Source organism: Actinophytocola sediminis, from assembly GCF_054779715.1.
In genome coordinates this window covers 19958-36698 of sequence record NZ_BAAGXS010000021.1, presented here as the reverse complement: position 1 = coordinate 36698, position 16741 = coordinate 19958, and the positions used below count along the sequence as shown (strand labels likewise).

Sequence of the window (16741 nt, the reverse complement as noted above, 5' to 3'; positions counted from 1 at the left end):
TCCCGGTGGGTGCCGCGCTCAGGCGTCCACTTCGGCCATGATGTCGTCGGAGACGTCGAAGTTGGCGTAGACGTTCTGCACGTCGTCGCTGTCCTCGAGGGTGTCGATCAGCCGGAACACCTTGCGCGCGCCGTCTGCGTCCAGCGGCACGCTGACCGACGGCAGGAAGCTCGCCTCCGCCGACTCGTAGTCGTAGCCGGCCTCCTGCAGCGAGGAGCGCACCGCCACCAGGTCGGTCGCCTCGCTGACCACCTCGAAGCTCTCGCCGAGGTCGTTGACCTCCTCGGCACCCGCCTCGAGCACGGCCAGCAGCACGTCGTCCTCGGTGAGGTCGTGCTTGGGCAGGATCACGACACCCTTGCGGTTGAACAGGTACGACACCGAGCCGGGGTCGGCCATCGAGCCGCCGTTGCGGGTCATCGCGGTGCGGACCTCGCTCGCGGCGCGGTTGCGGTTGTCGGTGAGGCACTCGATCAGCACGGCGACCCCGTTGGGGCCGTAGCCCTCGTACATGATCGTCTGCCAGTCGGCGCCGCCCGCCTCCTCGCCACCGCCGCGTTTGCGGGCGCGCTCGATGTTGTCCTGCGGGACGGAGTTCTTCTTGGCCTTCTGGATGGCGTCGAAGAGCGTCGGGTTGCCTTCGGGATCGCCACCGCCGGTGCGCGCGGCGACCTCGATATTCTTGATCAGCTTGGCGAACAGCTTGCCCCGCTTGGCATCAAGTGCGGCCTTCTTGTGCTTCGTAGTCGCCCACTTTGAGTGGCCGCTCACGACTCCCCCTCGCAGGCTCGGTCGAGCCGCTCGCGGTCGCCCTGTATCAATGATTCGCTCGCAAGCTCGCTCACAAGTCCTCCGTCACCATCTTCACGAACAGTCGATGTACGCGCGTGTCTCCGGTCAGCTCCGGGTGGAACGCCGTGGCCAGTACCGAGCCCTGCCGGACCGCGACGATCCTACCGGCGGCCGCCTTGCCACCCGGGACGTCCGGGGTGTCGCTCACCCGAGCGAGCACCTCGACCTCGGGTGAGGCCGACTCGACCCACGGCGCGCGGATGAACACCGCGTGCACCGAGCCGACCCCGGCGAAGTCCAGATCCTCCTCGAAGGAGTCGACCTGGCGGCCGAAGGCGTTGCGCCGCACGATCACGTCCAGCCCACCGAGTTGGTGCTGGTCCTCCCGACCGTCGAGCACCTTGGTGGCCAGCAGGATCATCCCCGCGCACGAGCCGTAGACCGGCAGGCCGCCGGCGATCCGCTCGCGCAGCGGCTCGAGCAGGCCGAACGTGGTCAGCAGCCGGGAGATCGTGGTCGACTCGCCGCCAGGCAGCACCAGACCATCCACTTCGGACAGCTCGGTCGCCCGCCGGACGGGCTCGGCCCGCGCGCCGCTGGCGCGCAACGCGCCGACGTGCTCCCGCACGTCGCCCTGCAACGCGAGCACCCCGATGAGCGGTTCCCCGCCAAACACCTGCTGACCTCCCGAAATCCCGATTCAAGCCTACGGCACACCCAGTGCCCGAAGTCCGGCCGCCACCCCGGCCGCGACGATCACCACGACCACGAACGGCACCTTGCGCCACGCCAGCACGCCCGCGGTCAGCACCCCCGCCGGCAGCGCCACCCCGGCGAACCCGCCGGCCGAGGTGAGCGACGAGGTCGCCACCAGCGCGACCAGCAGCACGGTCGCCGCGGTCGACATCAGCTCGGTCGCCCGCGCGGGCAGCGCGACCTCGCCACCGGCCGACCCATCCGCCGACCCGCCGACCCGGCGTACCAGCCACTGCCGCACCGCCGGGCCGGCGATGCGGAACGCGTAGGTCCCGGCCGCGAGCACCAGGATCGCCGTGACCGTCACGCCGTCGCCGCCTCGTGGCTCGCCGGCTTCGGGATCAGCGCCACCAGGCCAACCAACGCCGCCAGCACCGGCACCCCCGGCGCCAGGATCGGCGTGGTCACCAACGCGACCACGGCGCCGAGCAACGCGGCCCGCCGGGTGCGGGCATCGCGCAGGGCGGGTAACAGCAACGCGAGCAACGCCGCCGGGAACGCGGCGTCCAGGCCGAACGCGTCCGGGTCGCCGATCACCTGGCCGGCGAGCGCGCCGACGACGGTGCCGACGTTCCACGCGCAGAACAGCGCGATCCCGGCCGCCCAGAACACCGCCGGGCCCCGCCGGGGGTCGCGCTGGGCCATGGCGAACGCGACCGACTCGTCGATCATCAGATGGCTGCCGACCAGCCGCGCGGGCCATGACCGGCCCATGACCGGCCCGATCGCCAGCCCGAACGGCAGGTGCCGCGCGTTGAGCAGCAACGCGCCGAGCACGGCGGTGACCAGCCCGCCGCCCGCGGCCACGACGCCGACCACCATGAACTGGGAGCCGCCGGCGAACACCGCCACGGACATCAGCGAGGCCATCCACCACGGCAGGCCGGCGGCGACCGCGATGGTCCCGAACGACATGCCGACCACGAGGATCGCGCCGGCCAGAGCCAGCAGGTCACGGCGGAGCGCCGGAGTGAGGGTTCGCCATATCGAACGCATAGCCTCATATACTGAACACCTTCGGCGGTGTTCGTCAACGCGAACACTGTGTCCGATATACCGAACGGAGAGTCATGGGTGGCGCACCGCTCGACGTCATCGCCCAGTCACTGCGCCGCGAGCGCGACCGGGCCGGCTTGTCGCTGACCGAACTGGCCAGACGGGCCGGCATCGCCAAGTCCACCCTCTCCCAGCTGGAGGCCGCGAGCGGCAACCCCAGCGTGGAGACGTTGTGGGCGCTGGGAGTCGCGCTCGACGTGCCGTTCAGCAGGCTCGTCGAGCCGGTCAAACCCCGCGTCCAGGTCATCCGGGCGGGCGAGGGCCCAGCGGTGGCCTCCGAGCACGCCGACTGGGTGGTCACCCTGCTGGCGTCCTGCCCGCCCAACGCCCGCCGCGACGTCTATCTGATCACCGCGGAACCCGGCGCCGCCAAGGAGTCCGACCCCCACATGCCCGGGGTGGTCGAGCACGTGGTGGTCGGCGCCGGCTGTGCCAGGATCGGCCCGGCGCAGAGCCCGGTCGACGCGCGCCCCGGCGACTACGTCGCCTATCCCGGCGACGTCGCGCACACCTTCGAGGCGCTCGAGCCCGGCACGGTCGCGGTCATGCTCTCCGAGCACACCTGAGGGGACTACCAGCCGCGATCGGCCAGCCGGTGCGGCTCGGGGACGTCCTCGACGTTGATGCCGACCATGGCCTCGCCGAGACCGCGGGACACCTTGGCGAGCATGTCCGGGTCGTCGTGGAAGGTGGTCGCCTTGACGATCGCGTCGGCGCGCTTGGCCGGGTCGCCGGACTTGAAGATGCCCGAGCCGACGAACACGCCCTCCGCGCCGAGCTGCATCATCATCGCCGCGTCGGCCGGGGTGGCGATACCGCCCGCGGTGAACAGCACGACCGGCAGCTTGCCCAGCGTGGCGACCTCGCGGGCGAGCTCGTATGGCGCCTGCAGCTCCTTGGCCGCGACGAACAGCTCGTCGGGCGGCAGCGAGGTGAGCCGCTTGATCTCGCCGCGGATCTTGCGCATGTGAGTGGTCGCGTTCGACACGTCGCCGGTGCCGGCCTCGCCCTTGGAGCGGATCATCGCCGCGCCCTCGGTGATCCGGCGCAGCGCCTCGCCGAGGTTGGTCGCGCCACACACGAACGGCACGGTGAACTGCCACTTGTCGATGTGGTTGGCGTAGTCGGCCGGGGTGAGCACCTCGGACTCGTCGACGTAGTCCACGCCGAGGGCCTGCAGCACCCGTGCCTCGACGAAGTGGCCGATCCGCGCCTTGGCCATCACCGGGATGGACACCGTGTTGATGATCGCGTCGATCAGGTCGGGGTCGCTCATCCTGGCCACGCCGCCCTGCGCGCGAATGTCGGCCGGCACCCGCTCGAGGGCCATCACCGCGACCGCGCCCGCGTCCTCGGCGATCTTGGCCTGCTCGGCGGTGACCACATCCATGATCACACCGCCCTTGAGCATCTCCGCCATGCCGCGCTTGACGCGGGCGGTGCCCGTCTGCGGTTCGGTGGTCGACACGTCAGTCACCGGTGTTCCTTCCGCTCGTGGTAATCCCGGATGCCAGTCTATGAGCGACGTGGCCCCCTCTTCCGTGCCAATTCGAAGGTATTCCGGCAGGCCACTTTTGTTTCAGTGATCACCTTGTGACGCTCCGTCGAAGACGTCATCGACGGCACTGGTTCAGACTGGTAAACAGGTGTGAGATCGAGCACGTTCGGGCAGACAGTGAGGTCGCACCGAAAGGGTTGAGTGGTATGGCGAGCAAACACGCGGACAACGGCAACGGCGGAGCCGCGGTCGCTGTGGCGGACCCCGCCAAGGTACGGAACATCGTTCTCGTCGGGCCGTCCGGCTCAGGGAAGACCACGCTCACCGAAGCCCTGCTCACCGCGGCGGGGGTGATCAGCAGGGCGGGCACGGTCACCGACGGCACCACCGTGTGCGACCACGATCCGGCCGCGCAACGCCAACAACGGTCCGTCGGGTTGTCGATCGCGCCGCTGGTGCACGGCGACATCAAGATCAACCTGATCGACACCCCCGGCTACGCGGACTTCGTCGGCGAGGTCCGCGCCGGGCTGCGCGCCGCCGACGCCGCGCTGTTCGTGGTGTGTGCCGCCGAGGGCGTCGACCCGGCGACCACCGCGCTGTGGGCGGAGTGCGCGGCCGTCGGCATGCCGCGCGCCGTGGTGATCGCCCGGCTGGACCACCAGCGGGCGGACGCGAACGCGGAGATGTCGGCCTGCCAGGAGGCGTTCGGTGCCGGCGTGCTGCCGCTGTACCTCCCGTCCCCTGGCCGGCCGGGGCTCCTCGGGCTGCTGACCCGCCGGTTCTTCGACTACGCCGATGGCTACCCGCCCAAGCTCGGTGAGCCGACCGAGGACGAGCTCGCACTGATCGACGGCGCCCGCGACGAGCTGATCGAGGGGATCATCGCCGAGAGCGAGGACGAGACCCTCATGGAGCGCTACCTGGAAGGCGAGGACATCGACCAGGCGACACTGATCAACGACCTCGAGACCGCGGTGGCCCGCGGTGCCTTCCACCCGGTCATCCCGGTCTGCTCGACCACCGGCGTCGGCGTCGCGGAGCTGCTGGAGGCGCTGACCGGCGCGTTCCCCTCACCGCTCGAGCACCGCCTGCCCGAGGTGACCGAGGTGCACGGCGACGGCGCCCGGCCGCTGACCGCCGACCCGGACGGCCCACTGGTGGCCGAGGTCGTGCGCACCGCGATCGACTCCTACGTCGGCCGGGTCTCGCTGGTCAGGGTGTTCTCCGGCACGCTGCGCCCGGAGCGGCCGGTGCACATCTCCGGGCACGGCATGGCCGACCGGGGCCACGAGGACCACGACGTCGACGAGCGGGTGGCGCACATCTACTCCCCGCTCGGGTCCAACCTGCGGGAGGTGCCGCACTGCGTGGCCGGCGACATCTGCGCGCTGACCAAGCTCGGCTCAGCCGAGACCGGCGACACGGTGTCCAGCCCGGAGCGACCGTTGCTGATGCGGCCGTGGCAGATGCCGGAACCGCTGCTGCCGGTGGCGGTCGTGGCGAAGACCCGCAGCGACGAGGACGCGTTGTCGCGCAACCTCGCCCGGCTGGTCGCCGGCGACCCGACGCTGCGGCTGGAGCGCAACGCCGAGACCCATCAGCTGGTGTTGTGGTGCATGGGCGAGGCGCACGCGGACGTCGTGCTCGCGCGGCTACGGGCCGGTGGTGCGGACGTGGAGACCGAGCCGGTGCGGGTGGCGCTGCGGGAGACCTTCGCGGTCAAGGCACGCGGGAAGGGCCGGCACGTCAAGCAGTCCGGCGGGCACGGGCAGTACGCGGTGTGCGACCTGGACGTCGAGCCGCTGCCGGTCGGGTCGGGCTTCGAGTTCGTGGACAAGGTGGTCGGCGGCTCGGTGCCCTCGCAGTTCATCAGCTCGGTGGAGAAGGGGGTACGCGTGCAGCTGGAGAAGGGCCTCAGCGGCGGCTACCCGGTGGTCGACATCCGGGTGACGTTGTTCGACGGCAAGGCACACAGCGTCGACTCGTCGGACGCGGCGTTCCAGACCGCGGGCGCGCTCGGCCTCAAGGACGCGGCCGCCAACGGCCGGGTGGCATTGCTCGAGCCGGTGGACGAGGTCCTGGTGCGCCTGCCGGACGAGCACCTCGGCACCGTGCTCGGCGACCTGTCCAGCCGCCGGGGACGCGTGCTGGGCACCGAGGCCGCCGACACCGTCGGCTACAGCCTGGTCCGCGCCGAGGTCCCGGCGACCTCCCTGTTGCGCTACGCCATCGACCTGCGCTCGATGACCTCCGGCTCGGCCACCTTCACCCGCGCCTTCTCCCGCTACGACCCCCTCCCCGAATCCCACCCCGCCCACGTCACCTAGCCCAGCTCACCCGCGAGTCCAACCCTCCGAACACGCGAGTCCAACGCTCCCGACATGGGCAGGAGGGTTGGACTCGCGGGGTCAGCGGACGGGGCGGACGGTGCCGTCCCAGGTGGACTTGAGCAGGTCGGGGAGGAGGGTGGGGAGTTGGACGGGGTAGACGGTCTCCTCGGTGTGACGTAGTTCCTCCGCGCTCCACCAGCGGTGGCCGTCCACGGTGTTCTTCTCCACGTCGGTGAAGCCGGAGGTGTCGATGCGGATCTCCACCTCGTCACCGCCGGACAGGTCGGCGAGGAAGAACCACTCCTCGCCGTCGTAGGTCCGCCCGTCGAAGCTGAACACCACCCGGCGCCGCCACATCGGGCCGACCAGGTCGTCGGCGGCCAGCTGGATACCGGTCTCCTCGGCCAACTCCCGCAGCGCCGCCGACCGCAGGTCCTCCCCCTGCTCGACCCCGCCACCGACGGTGAACCACCACCGGGTGTCCGGCCGCCCCGGGTCGTGGCCGTTGAACAGCAGCACCCGCCGCTCCTGGTCGACCAGCAGCACCCGCGCCGATGGCCGGGGCAGCGGCGCGCCGGCCGCGTCACCGGTCATCGACGGCTCGACGATCTCGAAGTACTCCGGCTGCGGGGCGGTGCCGGCGAGCTTGAGCCAGCGCACCGGCCGGCGCCGCCGCTGACCAAGCGTGTCCCGCACGGCGTCGTTGTGCACCCGCCGGGCGATCACCATCCGCTGCTCGGCGTCCAGTAACTCGGCGGCCAACGCGAGCGGTAACCGGCCCCGGTCCACCGCCGCCAGCTCGAGTGACAGCGCGTTCTCCGCCTCCTCGCGCTCCGAGCGCGGCATGCCCTCCGCCCGCTCGGCGACCGCGCGCAGCTTGTCCGCGCCGACGTCGTCCAGCGCGGTGGCCGCCGCGACCGCCCGCGCCACCACCGCCCGTCTGGCCAGCGCCGCGTCCAGCGCGGCCCACGCCGCGTCGGTCCGGACGTGCAGCCGGTCGAGCCGGTTCGCGGTGGCGGCCAGCCACAACCCGAGCACCAGGGCCACCACGATGCCGATGACCAGCAGGGTCACCAGAAAGCCAACGCTCATCAGAACATCACCCGGATTCGACCACGTGCCGCGGATCCGCGGCGATCGCCTGCTCGTACACCCGCAAGACCTGACCGGCCACCACCGGCCAGTCGAAGGCTCCGACCCGCTGCCGGGCCGCCGCGGCCAGCTCGGCCCGCCGGTGCTGCTCGGTCAGCATGCCGCGCAGCGCCGAGGCCAGCCCGACCGGGTCCCCCACCGGGAACAGCATCCCGGCGCGGCCGTCGTCGAGCACCCGGCGGAACGCGTCGAGGTCGCTGGCCACCACCGCCGCCCCCGCGGCCATCGCCTCGGTGAGGATCATGCCGAAGCTCTCGCCGCCGGTGTTGGGCGCGCAGTAGACGTCGACGCTGCTCAGCATGCTGGCCTTGACCTGGTCATCGGCCTGGCCGATCAGCGAGAGGTGCTCGACGAGCTTGGGCCCGGCCTGGCGGCGCAGCTCGGCCTGGTCTCCCCCACCAACCACCACCAGCCGCAGGTCCGGGAACTCCGGCAGCAGCACACGCAGCGCGTCCAGCAACACCGCCATGCCCTTGCGCGGCTCGCCGAACCGGCCGACGAACCCGACCGTGCCCCCGGTCCGGGGATAGCCGGCCAGTGGCTCGGCAGCGGCGAAGAACTCGACGTCCACCCCGTTCGGGATCTCCACCGCGTCCCCTCCGAGGTGCTCCACCTGCACCCGGCGGGCCAGCGCGGACACCGCGATCCGCGCGGTGATCTTCTCCAGGAACGGCTGCAGCACCATCTGGAACGCGCTCAGCGTCCGCGACCGCGTGGTCGAGGTGTGGAAGGTCGCCACGATCGGCCCGTCGGCGAGCATCAAGGCCAGCATCGACAGGCTCGGCGCGGTCGGCTCGTGCAGGTGCAGCACGTCGAAGTCGTGCTGGCGGATCCACCGCCGCACCCTGGCGTAGGACACCGGCCCGAACGACAGCCGCGCGACCGAGCCGTTGTACGGGATGCCCAGCGCGCGCCCCGCCGGCCGGACGAACTCGGGCAACGGGGTGTCCTCGTCGGCCGGGGCCAGCACGTCGACCTCGTGGCCGAGCTTGCGTAACGCCTTGGCCAGGTCGACGACGTGCCCCTGCACCCCTCCCGGGACGTCGAAGGAGTACGGGCAGACCACACCGATCCTCACGGGCCGATCCTCACCGGGGCTCCGACGCCTCGCCCGCCAGCGAGGCCTGGCGCTGCGGCGGCAGGTCGTCGATCCACAGCTTCTGCATCATGTGCCAGCCGGCTGGTTTGGTGGCGATGTCGGCGGCGAACGCCTCGGCCATCCGCTGGGTCGCGGCCGGCACGTCCTCGCGGCCGTGCACGGTGATCGGCGTGTGGAACCGCACCTGCCAGCCGTCGTCGGTGAACGAGTTCTCCGCGATCAGCAACTGCGCGCCGGTGACCGCCGCGAGCCGCGCCGGACCGGCCGGCATCCGCGCGGCCGCGCCGAAGAAGGTCACCGGGATGCCGCGCATGGACAGGTCCCGGTCGGCCGGCAGGCAGACCACCTTGTTCTGCCGCAACCGGTCCATCAGCAGCCGGTAGGGTCCGACGCCGTCGCCGGAGGCCGGCACGATCTCGAACCCGAGCGCCTCGCGGTAGGCCACGAAGCGCTGGTACACCGACTCCGGGCGCAGCCGCTCGGCGACCGTGGTGAACTGGCCGACGCGGTTGGCCAGCCAGAGGCCGGCGATGTCGTAGTTGCCGGTGTGCGGCAGCGCGATGACCAGGCCCTTGCCCCGGTCCAGGGCGGCGGCCACCAGCGGCCAGCCGCCGATCGTCGCGTCGACCCGCTCGACGATCTCCCGGTGGTCCAGCTTCGGCAGCCGGAAGGTCTCCAGCCAGTACCTGGCGTAGGCGCGCACGCCGTCGCGGACCAGTTCGTCCAGCTCGGCCGGCCCGGCCTGCGGCACGACTCTGGCGTAGTTGCGGCGCAGCTGGGCCACTCCCGCCCGGCCGCGGCGGGTCGACAGGTCGGCCGCGGCCTGGAACGCCCCGCGCGCGACCGACTCCGGCAGCCCGCGCACCAGTCCCCACCCGGCCGCGTAGCCGAGGTCGACGATCCGGTGTCCAAGACTCATTCGCCCGCCTCCGAGGTCGAGATCGCGATGGCCGAGCGTCGCACCGCGACGATCCGCTGCACAACCGTGACGACCGAACCGGCGACCAGCAACCACAGGGCGATGTCCACGGCGTAGGGGACGCCCAGACCCGCCAGCCCGGTGCCGACCAGCGCGGTGATCAACCGCTCCGCCCGCTCCACCAGCCCGACGTTGGCCGACAGTCCGGCCGCCTCGGCCCTGGCCTTGATGTAGGACACGACCTGGCCGAGTACCAGGCAGATCAGCGCCGCCGCGGCCATCGAGTGCCGCTGTTCGACCTCGAAGGCGTACCACGCGATCGCCGCGAGCAGCGCGCCGTCGGCGAGGCGGTCACAGGTGGAGTCCAGCACCGCGCCGAACCGGGTGCCGCCGCCCTGCGCCCGCGCGATCGCGCCGTCGAGCAGGTCGAGCATCATGAAGCCCCACACCACGAAGGTGCCGGCGAGCAGCTGCCCGGTCGGGAACAGCCACAGTGAGAAGCCGATCGCGCCTGCCGTGCCGAACAGGGTCATGGCGTTGGGCGTGACCCCCAGGCGCACCAGCCGTACCCCGATCGGGTCGGTGACGCGCGAGACCGAGTCTCGGGCGAATATGTTCAGCATGTGATCGAGCGCGCCCTTTGTTCTGCGCTGGTGTGCGAGTCACCGCAGCCTAACCGCCCGGCCTACGCCCCAGGGCAGCGCGGCGGGGTCGGCGTGCCGAGGCCGTGCAGAATGGCCCGGCTGATGTCGCCGAGCTGCTCGATCTGCTCGGGGGTGAGCACGTCGAACAGCTTCTCCCGGACCTCGGTGACGTGCCCTGGCGCGGCGTCGGCGAGGGCGGCGAACCCCTTGTCGGTGAGCTCGGCGAACGAGCCGCGCTTGTCGGTCGGGCAGTTTCGCCGACGGACCCAGCCGACCTCCTCCAGGCGCGCGACCGCGTGCGACAGCCGGCTGCGCGACGACTTGCGCGCGCCGGCCAGGTCACTCATCCGCAGCGTGCGACCGGGCGCCTCGGACAGCGCGACGAGGATCTCGTAGTAGGTGTACGGCATGGCCGCGTCGCGCTGGAGCTGGCGGGCGAACTGGTCGGTGAGACTCTCGACGGCCGTCATGAAGGTGCGCCACACCTCCTGCTCGTGGGCGCTCAGCCAGCGGGTCTCGGACATGCCACCAGTGTACTTGGTTGAACTCTCAACCATGGAAGGTGTACGGTGTCGGTTGATCGCTCAACAACTGATCGTTCAACTATCTCTGCTCAGCCATTCCATGGAGGGACCTTCACTATGACCAGCACCACCGTCGTTCCCGGGTACACAGCCGGTACCTGGGAGATCGACCCGGCGCACACCGACGTGGGTTTCGTCGTCCGCCACCTGGTGGTGACCAAGGTCCGCGGCAAGTTCTCCGACGTCAAGGGCACGATCGTGACCGCGGAGGACCCGCTCGACTCGTCGGTCGACATCACCATCGGGCTGGACTCGATCAGCACGCACAACGAGGCCCGCGACAACCACCTGCGGTCCCCCGACTTCTTCGAGGTCGAGACGTTCCCGGAGATGACCTACCGGGCCTCCGGCGCCCGCCAGGACGGCGAGAACTACGTCCTCGACGGTGAGCTGTCACTCAAGGGCGTCACCAAGGTCGTGCCGCTGACCTTCGAGCTCAACGGCTTCAGCGCGGACCCGTGGGGCGGCACCCGAGCCGGCTTCAGCGCCACCGCGCAGATCAACCGCAAGGACTTCAACGTCAACTTCGAGGGCGTGCAGAACGGCCTCGCGGTCGTCGGCGACAAGATCGACATCCAGATCGAGGTCGAGGCGGTCCTGGCCCAGCCCGAGCAGCAGCCAGAAGCCTGACCGGTTTCCACCGACGGCGCCTCCCGACACGTCGGGGAGGCGCCGTCGGTGTCTCAGGCCGGGTCGGCCCACGCCGTGGCGAGCAGCGCCCTGGTCTCGGTCAGCAGTTGGGGCAGCACCTTCGTGTGCCCGATGACCGGCATGAAGTTCGAGTCGCCGCCCCAGCGCGGGACCAGGTGCTGGTGCAGGTGGGCGGCGATCCCGGCGCCGGCGATCACACCCTGGTTCATACCGATGTTGAACCCGTGCGGCGAGGACACCGCCCGCGCGACGGTCATCGCCCGCTGGGTGAACTCGGCCAGCTCGACCGTCTCCGCCTCGGTCAGGTCCGGGTAGTCGGCCACGTGCCGGAACGGCACGATCATCAGGTGGCCCGGGTTGTACGGGTACAGGTTGAGCACCGCGTACACCGACCGACCGCGCGCGATGACCAGCGCGTCGGCGTCGTCCATGTCGACCAGCCGGCAGAACGGGCAGCCGTCGGCGTCGTCGCCGACCGGCTTGTCCTGGCCCCTGATGTAGGCCATGCGGTGCGGCGTCCACAGCCGTTGGAGGGCGTCGGGCACGCCGACACCCTCCTGCGACACCAGCTCGGGCGGGTCGGTGGTCATGCCGCCGATCCTAGTGTTCGGCCCGCAGGCTCTCCGCCGTCGGCGACGCGTTCTCCCGCCGCGCGATCCACTCGGTGATCAGCTCGACGGCCCGGTCCACCGGCACGCCGTTGACCTGGCCGCCGTCGCGGAACCGGAACGACACCGCGCCCGCCTCGACGTCCTTGCCACCCGCCAGCAGCAGGAACGGCACCTTCTGGGTGGTGTGGTTGCGGATCTTCTTCTGCATCCGGTCGTCGGAGGTGTCCACCTCGACCCGGACCTTGCGCGCCCGCAACTGTTTCGCGACCTGCTCGAGGTGCTCGACGTGCTCGTCGGCGATCGGGATGCCGACCACCTGCACCGGCGCCAGCCAGGCCGGGAACGCGCCGGCGTAGTGCTCGGTGAGCACGCCGAAGAACCGCTCCATCGACCCGAACAACGCGCGGTGCAGCACCACCGGCTGCTGACGCGAGCCGTCGGCCGCAGTGTACCGCAGGTCGAACCGCTTGGGGTGGTTGAAGTCCACCTGAATGGTCGACATCTGCCACGACCTGCCGATGGCGTCCTTGGCCTGCACGGAGATCTTCGGCCCGTAGTACGCGGCGCCGCCGGGGTCGGGCACCAGCTCCAGTCCGGAGTCGACGGCGGCCTGCCGCAGGGTCTCGGTCGCCGCCGCCCACTCCTCGTCCGAGCCGATGAACTTGCCGGTGTCGCCCCGGGTGGACAGTTCGAGGTAGAAGTCCGACAGCCCGTAGTCGGCGAGCAGATCGAGCACGAACCGCAGCAGCGACCGCAGCTCGGCCGGGGCCTGCTCCTGGGTGCAGTAGATGTGCGAGTCGTCCATGGTGAACCCGCGCGCCCTGGTCAGCCCGTGTACCACGCCGGACTTCTCGTACCGGTAGACCGCGCCGAACTCGAACAGCCGCAGCGGCAGCTCCCGGTAGGACCGGCCGCGGGAGCGGAAGATCAGGTGGTGCATCGGGCAGTTCATGGCCTTGAGGTAGTAGTCCTCGCCCTCGAACGACAGCGGCGGGAACATCGTCTCCGCGTAGTACGGGAGATGGCCGGAGGTGTGGAACAGCCCGCCCTTGGCGATGTGCGGGGTGTTCACGAACTCGTAGCCGGACTCCTCGTGCCGCTGGCGCGAGTAGTTCTCCATCTCGCGCCGGATGATCCCGCCCTTGGGGTGGAAGACCGGCAGCCCGGAGCCGAGCTCGTCGGGGAAGGAGAACAGGTCGAGCTCGGCGCCCAGCTTGCGGTGGTCGCGCCGCTCGGCCTCGGCCACACGCTCCAGATAGGACTCCAGCGCCTCCTGGGACTCCCACGCGGTGCCGTAGATCCGTTGCAGCTGCGGGTTCTGCTCGCTGCCGCGCCAGTACGCGGCGGCCACGCGGGTGAGCTCGAAGGCCGGGATGTGTTTGGTGGTCGGCACGTGCGGACCCCGGCACAGGTCGCCCCACAGCCGCTCGCCGCTGCGCGGGTCGAGGTTGTCGTAGACGGTCAGCTCGCCGCCGCCGACCTCCATCACCTCTTCGGTGTCCACATCGGACTTGAGGTCGACCAGCTCGAGCTTGAACGGCTCGTCGGCCAGCTCGGTCCTGGCGCCCTCGACCGAGTCCAGCACGCGCCGGGAGAAGCGCTGGGCGGACTTGATGATCTGCTTCATCCGCTTCTCGAGGGACCGCAGGTCCTCGGGGGTGAAGGGGCGTTCGACATCGAAGTCGTAGTAGAAGCCGTCCCGCACCGGCGGGCCGATGCCCAGCTTGGCCTCCGGGAACTGCTGCTGCACGGCCTGGGCGAGCACGTGCGCGCACGAGTGCCGGATCACCGCGCGGCCGTCGGCGGTGTCGGCCGCGACCGGCTCGACCAGCGTGTCGGCGGCCGGGGCCCAGGACAGGTCACGGAGCTGGCCGTCGGCGTCGCGCACCACCACGATCGCATCCGGTCCCTTGCCAGGCAGGCCGGCCTCCCGGACCGCGGTACCCGCCGTGGTGCCCGCCGTGACCGCCACGCGTGGCGTGGGTTCGGCGACTGGTGGGCGTGACTGGGACACGGCTACTCCTCAGGAGGGCTCGACAATCGACAGGCGTTGATGCTAGCGAGCCAGGCCGGGGGTTGGCCTGCGGGTTTACCCGACGGCTCAGAGCATCCCGCGCATCCGGTCGATCTCGTCGAGCTGGGTGACCGCGACGTCGTCAGCGATCTCCTGCACCCGGACGTCCACGCCGGTGGTGCGGACCTGTTCGACCATCGCCAGCGCGCCCTCGTGGTGGGTGACCATCATCTGCAGGAACAGCGTGTCGAACCGCTCGCCCCTGGCGGCGCGCAGCGTGTCGAGCTGGGCGGGCGTGGCCATACCGGGCATCGAGGTGTGACCGCCGTGACCGCCGTGATGGTCGGGGGCACTCGGGTCGACGGTCGGCTGGTCGGCCCGCTCGAGCCAGCGGTTCATCATGTCGATCTCCGGCTGCTGGCTGTCGCCGATCCGGTCGGCGATGCCCCTGACGTCCTTGGCGACCGCGCGCTCCGGCACGAGCTCGGCCATCTCGACGGCCTGGGCGTGGTGGACGATCATGTTCCGCACGAACTCGATGTCGGCGGCGTTTGGCGGCTCCTGCTCGATCGGGGTGGCCTCGCCGGGGGCGATGGTGCTGGCCTCCTCCCCCGGCTTGCCCGGCACGATCACCGGCGCGGAGTTGGCAGGCGCGGCGGGTTCCTCGTCCTCGGCCGTGCATCCGACGACGGCGACGGCCGCGACCAACAGCACCCCCGCGAGCGCCGCCGAGCGTCGTGACCAGATCCGATCCGTACCAACCGTCCGGCATGTCCGAGTCATGGGTAATCGTGTTCCGATCTGCCTTAGCCAAAATGAGATGGAGCTAGTTTATTCCTCACCATGCTGGTCATAATGTGGTCACTCAGCAGACCGGAGAGGGGTAAGTGTGGTGAGATCGACCCTGCGTGGGTGGCGCCGACGCGCGTCAGCCGCGGCGATCGGGGCGGCCGTTACGGCAACCGCGATGGTGGCGGGAGTCCCCTCGGTCGCGGCCCAGGACTTCCCGGAGCCCGACGAGATCGTCAGCAGCTCGAACATGCGGCAGGTCGCAAGCCTGCCACCGACCGCGCCACTGACGGGCGGCACCGGTACCGACATCGCGTTCCAGGGTAGGTATGCCTTCGTCGGCAACTACCTCGGCTTCACCATCTACGACATCAAGCATCCGAAGAAGACCAAGATCGTCAGCCAGGTGCTCTGCCCTGGCTCGCAGAACGACATCACCGTGGTCGACAACCTGCTGTTCCTGTCGACCGACGCGCGACGCAGCGACGACTCGTGCTCCTCGACCGCCCAGAACGACGGCAGCCAGCCGTACTGGGAGGGTATGAAGATCTTCGACGTCAGCGACAAGCGCGCCCCGCGCTACATCAAGTCGGTGGCGACCGACTGCGGGTCGCACACCCACACGCTGGTGCCGGACAAGCGGGGCCGGAGCGTCTACCTCTACGTCTCGTCCTACAGCCCGTCGGCGAGCCTGTCGGACTGCCAGCCGCCGCACGACAAGATCTCGATCATCGAGGTCCCGCTGCGGCACCCGACCAAGGCCAAGATCGTCGCCGAGCCGGTCCTGTTCCCGGACGGCGGCAACCCGGGTGACGGCAACTCGTTCCCGGACGGGACCTCCGCGACCACCGGGTGCCACGACATCACGGTGTACGCGGAGAAGGACCTGGCGGCCGGCGCGTGCATGGGTGACGGCGTGCTGTTCGACATCTCCAACCGGACCGCACCGCGGGAGATCCACCGGGTGCAGGACGACGAGAACTTCGCGTTCTGGCACTCCGCCACGTTCAACAACGCCGGCACGAAGGTGGTCTTCACCGACGAGCTCGGTGGTGGCGGCGCGGCGACCTGCAACGCCGAGATCGGCGACACGCGTGGGGCCGACGGCATCTACGACATCGTCGGGCGGGGCGATCACCGCAAGCTGGTCTTCAAGACCTACTTCAAGATCGACCGGTACCAGACGGACGACGAGAACTGCGTCGCGCACAACGGCTCGCTGATCCCGGTGAAGGGCAAGGACATCATGGTCCAGTCCTGGTACATGGGCGGCGTGCAGGTGTGGGACTTCACCGACTCGGCCAAGCCCAAGCGGATCGGCTTCTGGGAGCGCGGCCCGGCCGCGAACCCGGAGGAGGGCGGCGGCACCTGGTCGGCGTACTACTACAACGGCTACATCTACTCGTCCGACCTCGGCAAGGGCCTGGATGTCCTGGAGATCAACGATCGCCGGACCAACCCCGCCAAGGCGGTCAAGATGGATGAGCTGAACGTGCAGACCCAGGGCCGCTACGGCCGCTGACGCCAGCACGTGTTCTGGGCCCCGCCGGCACACCCCGGCGGGGCCCAGCTTTATGATCACATCAAGTCATCATTCGTGACGCTTCGCGGCGACCTATAGGCCATTCGGGTGCACTTCGCTCCCGCCTGATCGAGAAATCCCGCCCCACCCACCCCCCGAAACGGCAAACGCCCAGCAAGACCGCGTACGGGCCCCCCAGTGAGCCCCACCAGCGGCATCCGGTATCGTTTCCACTCGTTCGCGAAGGGCGATTAGCTCAGCGGGAGAGCGTTCCGCTCACACCGGAAAGGTCACTGGTTCGATCCCAGTATCGCCCACGCA

General features: G+C 70.3%; 17 protein-coding genes and 1 tRNA gene. 5 read left to right on the top strand and 13 right to left on the bottom strand.

Going from position 1 to position 16741, the window contains the following annotated elements; genetic code table 11:
* Positions 1-18: 18 nt before the first annotated feature.
* The 4 genes from ACYVIP_RS14065 to ACYVIP_RS14050 all read right to left on the bottom strand — a co-directional run bounded on the left by ACYVIP_RS14065 (position 19) and on the right by ACYVIP_RS14050 (position 2544).
* Entirely contained in the window at positions 19-771 is a 753-nt protein-coding gene (locus ACYVIP_RS14065) for a YebC/PmpR family DNA-binding transcriptional regulator (protein ID WP_460396076.1), read from the bottom strand.
* Positions 772-841: 70 nt separating this feature from the next.
* Entirely contained in the window at positions 842-1468 is a 627-nt protein-coding gene (pdxT, locus tag ACYVIP_RS14060; RefSeq protein WP_460396074.1) for a pyridoxal 5'-phosphate synthase glutaminase subunit PdxT, read from the bottom strand.
* A gap of 30 nt (positions 1469-1498) precedes the next feature.
* Complete coding sequence (locus ACYVIP_RS14055) at positions 1499-1855, bottom strand: AzlD domain-containing protein (protein ID WP_460396072.1); 357 nt, start codon at positions 1853-1855, stop codon at positions 1499-1501.
* On the bottom strand, positions 1852-2544 hold the full coding sequence (locus ACYVIP_RS14050; RefSeq protein WP_460396070.1) for an AzlC family ABC transporter permease: 693 nt from the start codon (positions 2542-2544) through the stop codon (positions 1852-1854). Before ACYVIP_RS14050 ends, ACYVIP_RS14055 begins: the two co-directional genes overlap by 4 nt.
* Before the next feature lie 74 nt (positions 2545-2618).
* On the opposite strand from ACYVIP_RS14050, the gene ACYVIP_RS14045 reads away from it, so the two are divergent.
* Positions 2619-3170 (top strand): helix-turn-helix domain-containing protein, encoded by a 552-nt coding sequence (locus ACYVIP_RS14045; protein WP_460396067.1) that lies wholly within the window; start codon positions 2619-2621, stop codon positions 3168-3170.
* A 5-nt stretch (positions 3171-3175) separates the two neighbouring features.
* On the opposite strand, the gene pdxS is transcribed toward ACYVIP_RS14045, so the two are convergent.
* The gene (gene pdxS, locus ACYVIP_RS14040; protein ID WP_460396065.1) at positions 3176-4081 is read right to left on the bottom strand and encodes a pyridoxal 5'-phosphate synthase lyase subunit PdxS; all 906 of its coding nucleotides are present in this window, start codon (positions 4079-4081) and stop codon (positions 3176-3178) included.
* Positions 4082-4308: 227 nt separating this feature from the next.
* On the opposite strand from pdxS, the gene ACYVIP_RS14035 reads away from it, so the two are divergent.
* The gene (locus tag ACYVIP_RS14035; protein WP_460396063.1) at positions 4309-6432 is read left to right on the top strand and encodes an elongation factor G-like protein EF-G2; all 2124 of its coding nucleotides are present in this window, start codon (positions 4309-4311) and stop codon (positions 6430-6432) included.
* 81 nt (positions 6433-6513) lie between these two features.
* Here the strand turns inward: ACYVIP_RS14035 and ACYVIP_RS14030 are convergent, their stop codons facing one another.
* The 5 genes from ACYVIP_RS14030 to ACYVIP_RS14010 all read right to left on the bottom strand — a co-directional run bounded on the left by ACYVIP_RS14030 (position 6514) and on the right by ACYVIP_RS14010 (position 10773).
* Positions 6514-7527 (bottom strand): NUDIX hydrolase, encoded by a 1014-nt coding sequence (locus tag ACYVIP_RS14030; protein ID WP_460396061.1) that lies wholly within the window; start codon positions 7525-7527, stop codon positions 6514-6516.
* Between the two features lie 7 nt (positions 7528-7534).
* Positions 7535-8665: a glycosyltransferase family 4 protein gene (locus ACYVIP_RS14025; protein WP_460396059.1), complete on the bottom strand. Its 1131-nt coding sequence runs from the start codon at positions 8663-8665 to the stop codon at positions 7535-7537.
* A 10-nt stretch (positions 8666-8675) separates the two neighbouring features.
* The gene (locus tag ACYVIP_RS14020) at positions 8676-9605 is read right to left on the bottom strand and encodes a phosphatidylinositol mannoside acyltransferase (protein WP_460396057.1); all 930 of its coding nucleotides are present in this window, start codon (positions 9603-9605) and stop codon (positions 8676-8678) included.
* Positions 9602-10228 carry a phosphatidylinositol phosphate synthase gene (gene pgsA, locus ACYVIP_RS14015; protein ID WP_460396055.1) on the bottom strand — a complete coding sequence of 209 codons (627 nt, stop codon included), beginning with the start codon at positions 10226-10228 and terminating at the stop codon, positions 9602-9604. The genes ACYVIP_RS14020 and pgsA overlap by 4 nt, the downstream gene beginning before the upstream one ends.
* Positions 10229-10290: 62 nt before the next feature.
* The gene (locus ACYVIP_RS14010) at positions 10291-10773 is read right to left on the bottom strand and encodes a MarR family winged helix-turn-helix transcriptional regulator (RefSeq protein ID WP_460396053.1); all 483 of its coding nucleotides are present in this window, start codon (positions 10771-10773) and stop codon (positions 10291-10293) included.
* Between the two features lie 117 nt (positions 10774-10890).
* On the opposite strand from ACYVIP_RS14010, the gene ACYVIP_RS14005 reads away from it, so the two are divergent.
* Positions 10891-11463, top strand: coding sequence for a YceI family protein (locus tag ACYVIP_RS14005; RefSeq protein WP_460396051.1), 573 nt, complete (start codon positions 10891-10893; stop codon positions 11461-11463).
* A 53-nt stretch (positions 11464-11516) separates the two neighbouring features.
* On the opposite strand, the gene ACYVIP_RS14000 is transcribed toward ACYVIP_RS14005, so the two are convergent.
* The 3 genes from ACYVIP_RS14000 to ACYVIP_RS13990 all read right to left on the bottom strand — a co-directional run bounded on the left by ACYVIP_RS14000 (position 11517) and on the right by ACYVIP_RS13990 (position 14892).
* On the bottom strand, positions 11517-12074 hold the full coding sequence (locus ACYVIP_RS14000; RefSeq protein WP_460396049.1) for an HIT family protein: 558 nt from the start codon (positions 12072-12074) through the stop codon (positions 11517-11519).
* A 10-nt stretch (positions 12075-12084) separates the two neighbouring features.
* Positions 12085-14109: a threonine--tRNA ligase gene (thrS, locus tag ACYVIP_RS13995; RefSeq protein ID WP_460396047.1), complete on the bottom strand. Its 2025-nt coding sequence runs from the start codon at positions 14107-14109 to the stop codon at positions 12085-12087.
* A gap of 87 nt (positions 14110-14196) precedes the next feature.
* The gene (locus tag ACYVIP_RS13990) at positions 14197-14892 is read right to left on the bottom strand and encodes a DUF305 domain-containing protein (protein WP_460396045.1); all 696 of its coding nucleotides are present in this window, start codon (positions 14890-14892) and stop codon (positions 14197-14199) included.
* Positions 14893-15076: 184 nt separating this feature from the next.
* On the opposite strand from ACYVIP_RS13990, the gene ACYVIP_RS13985 reads away from it, so the two are divergent.
* Together ACYVIP_RS13985 and ACYVIP_RS13980 are read left to right on the top strand one after the other, a co-directional pair.
* Positions 15077-16420: an LVIVD repeat-containing protein gene (locus tag ACYVIP_RS13985; protein WP_460396043.1), complete on the top strand. Its 1344-nt coding sequence runs from the start codon at positions 15077-15079 to the stop codon at positions 16418-16420.
* Positions 16421-16665: 245 nt separating this feature from the next.
* Positions 16666-16737, top strand: a tRNA-Val gene (locus tag ACYVIP_RS13980).
* The last annotated feature ends 4 nt before the right edge of the window (positions 16738-16741 follow it).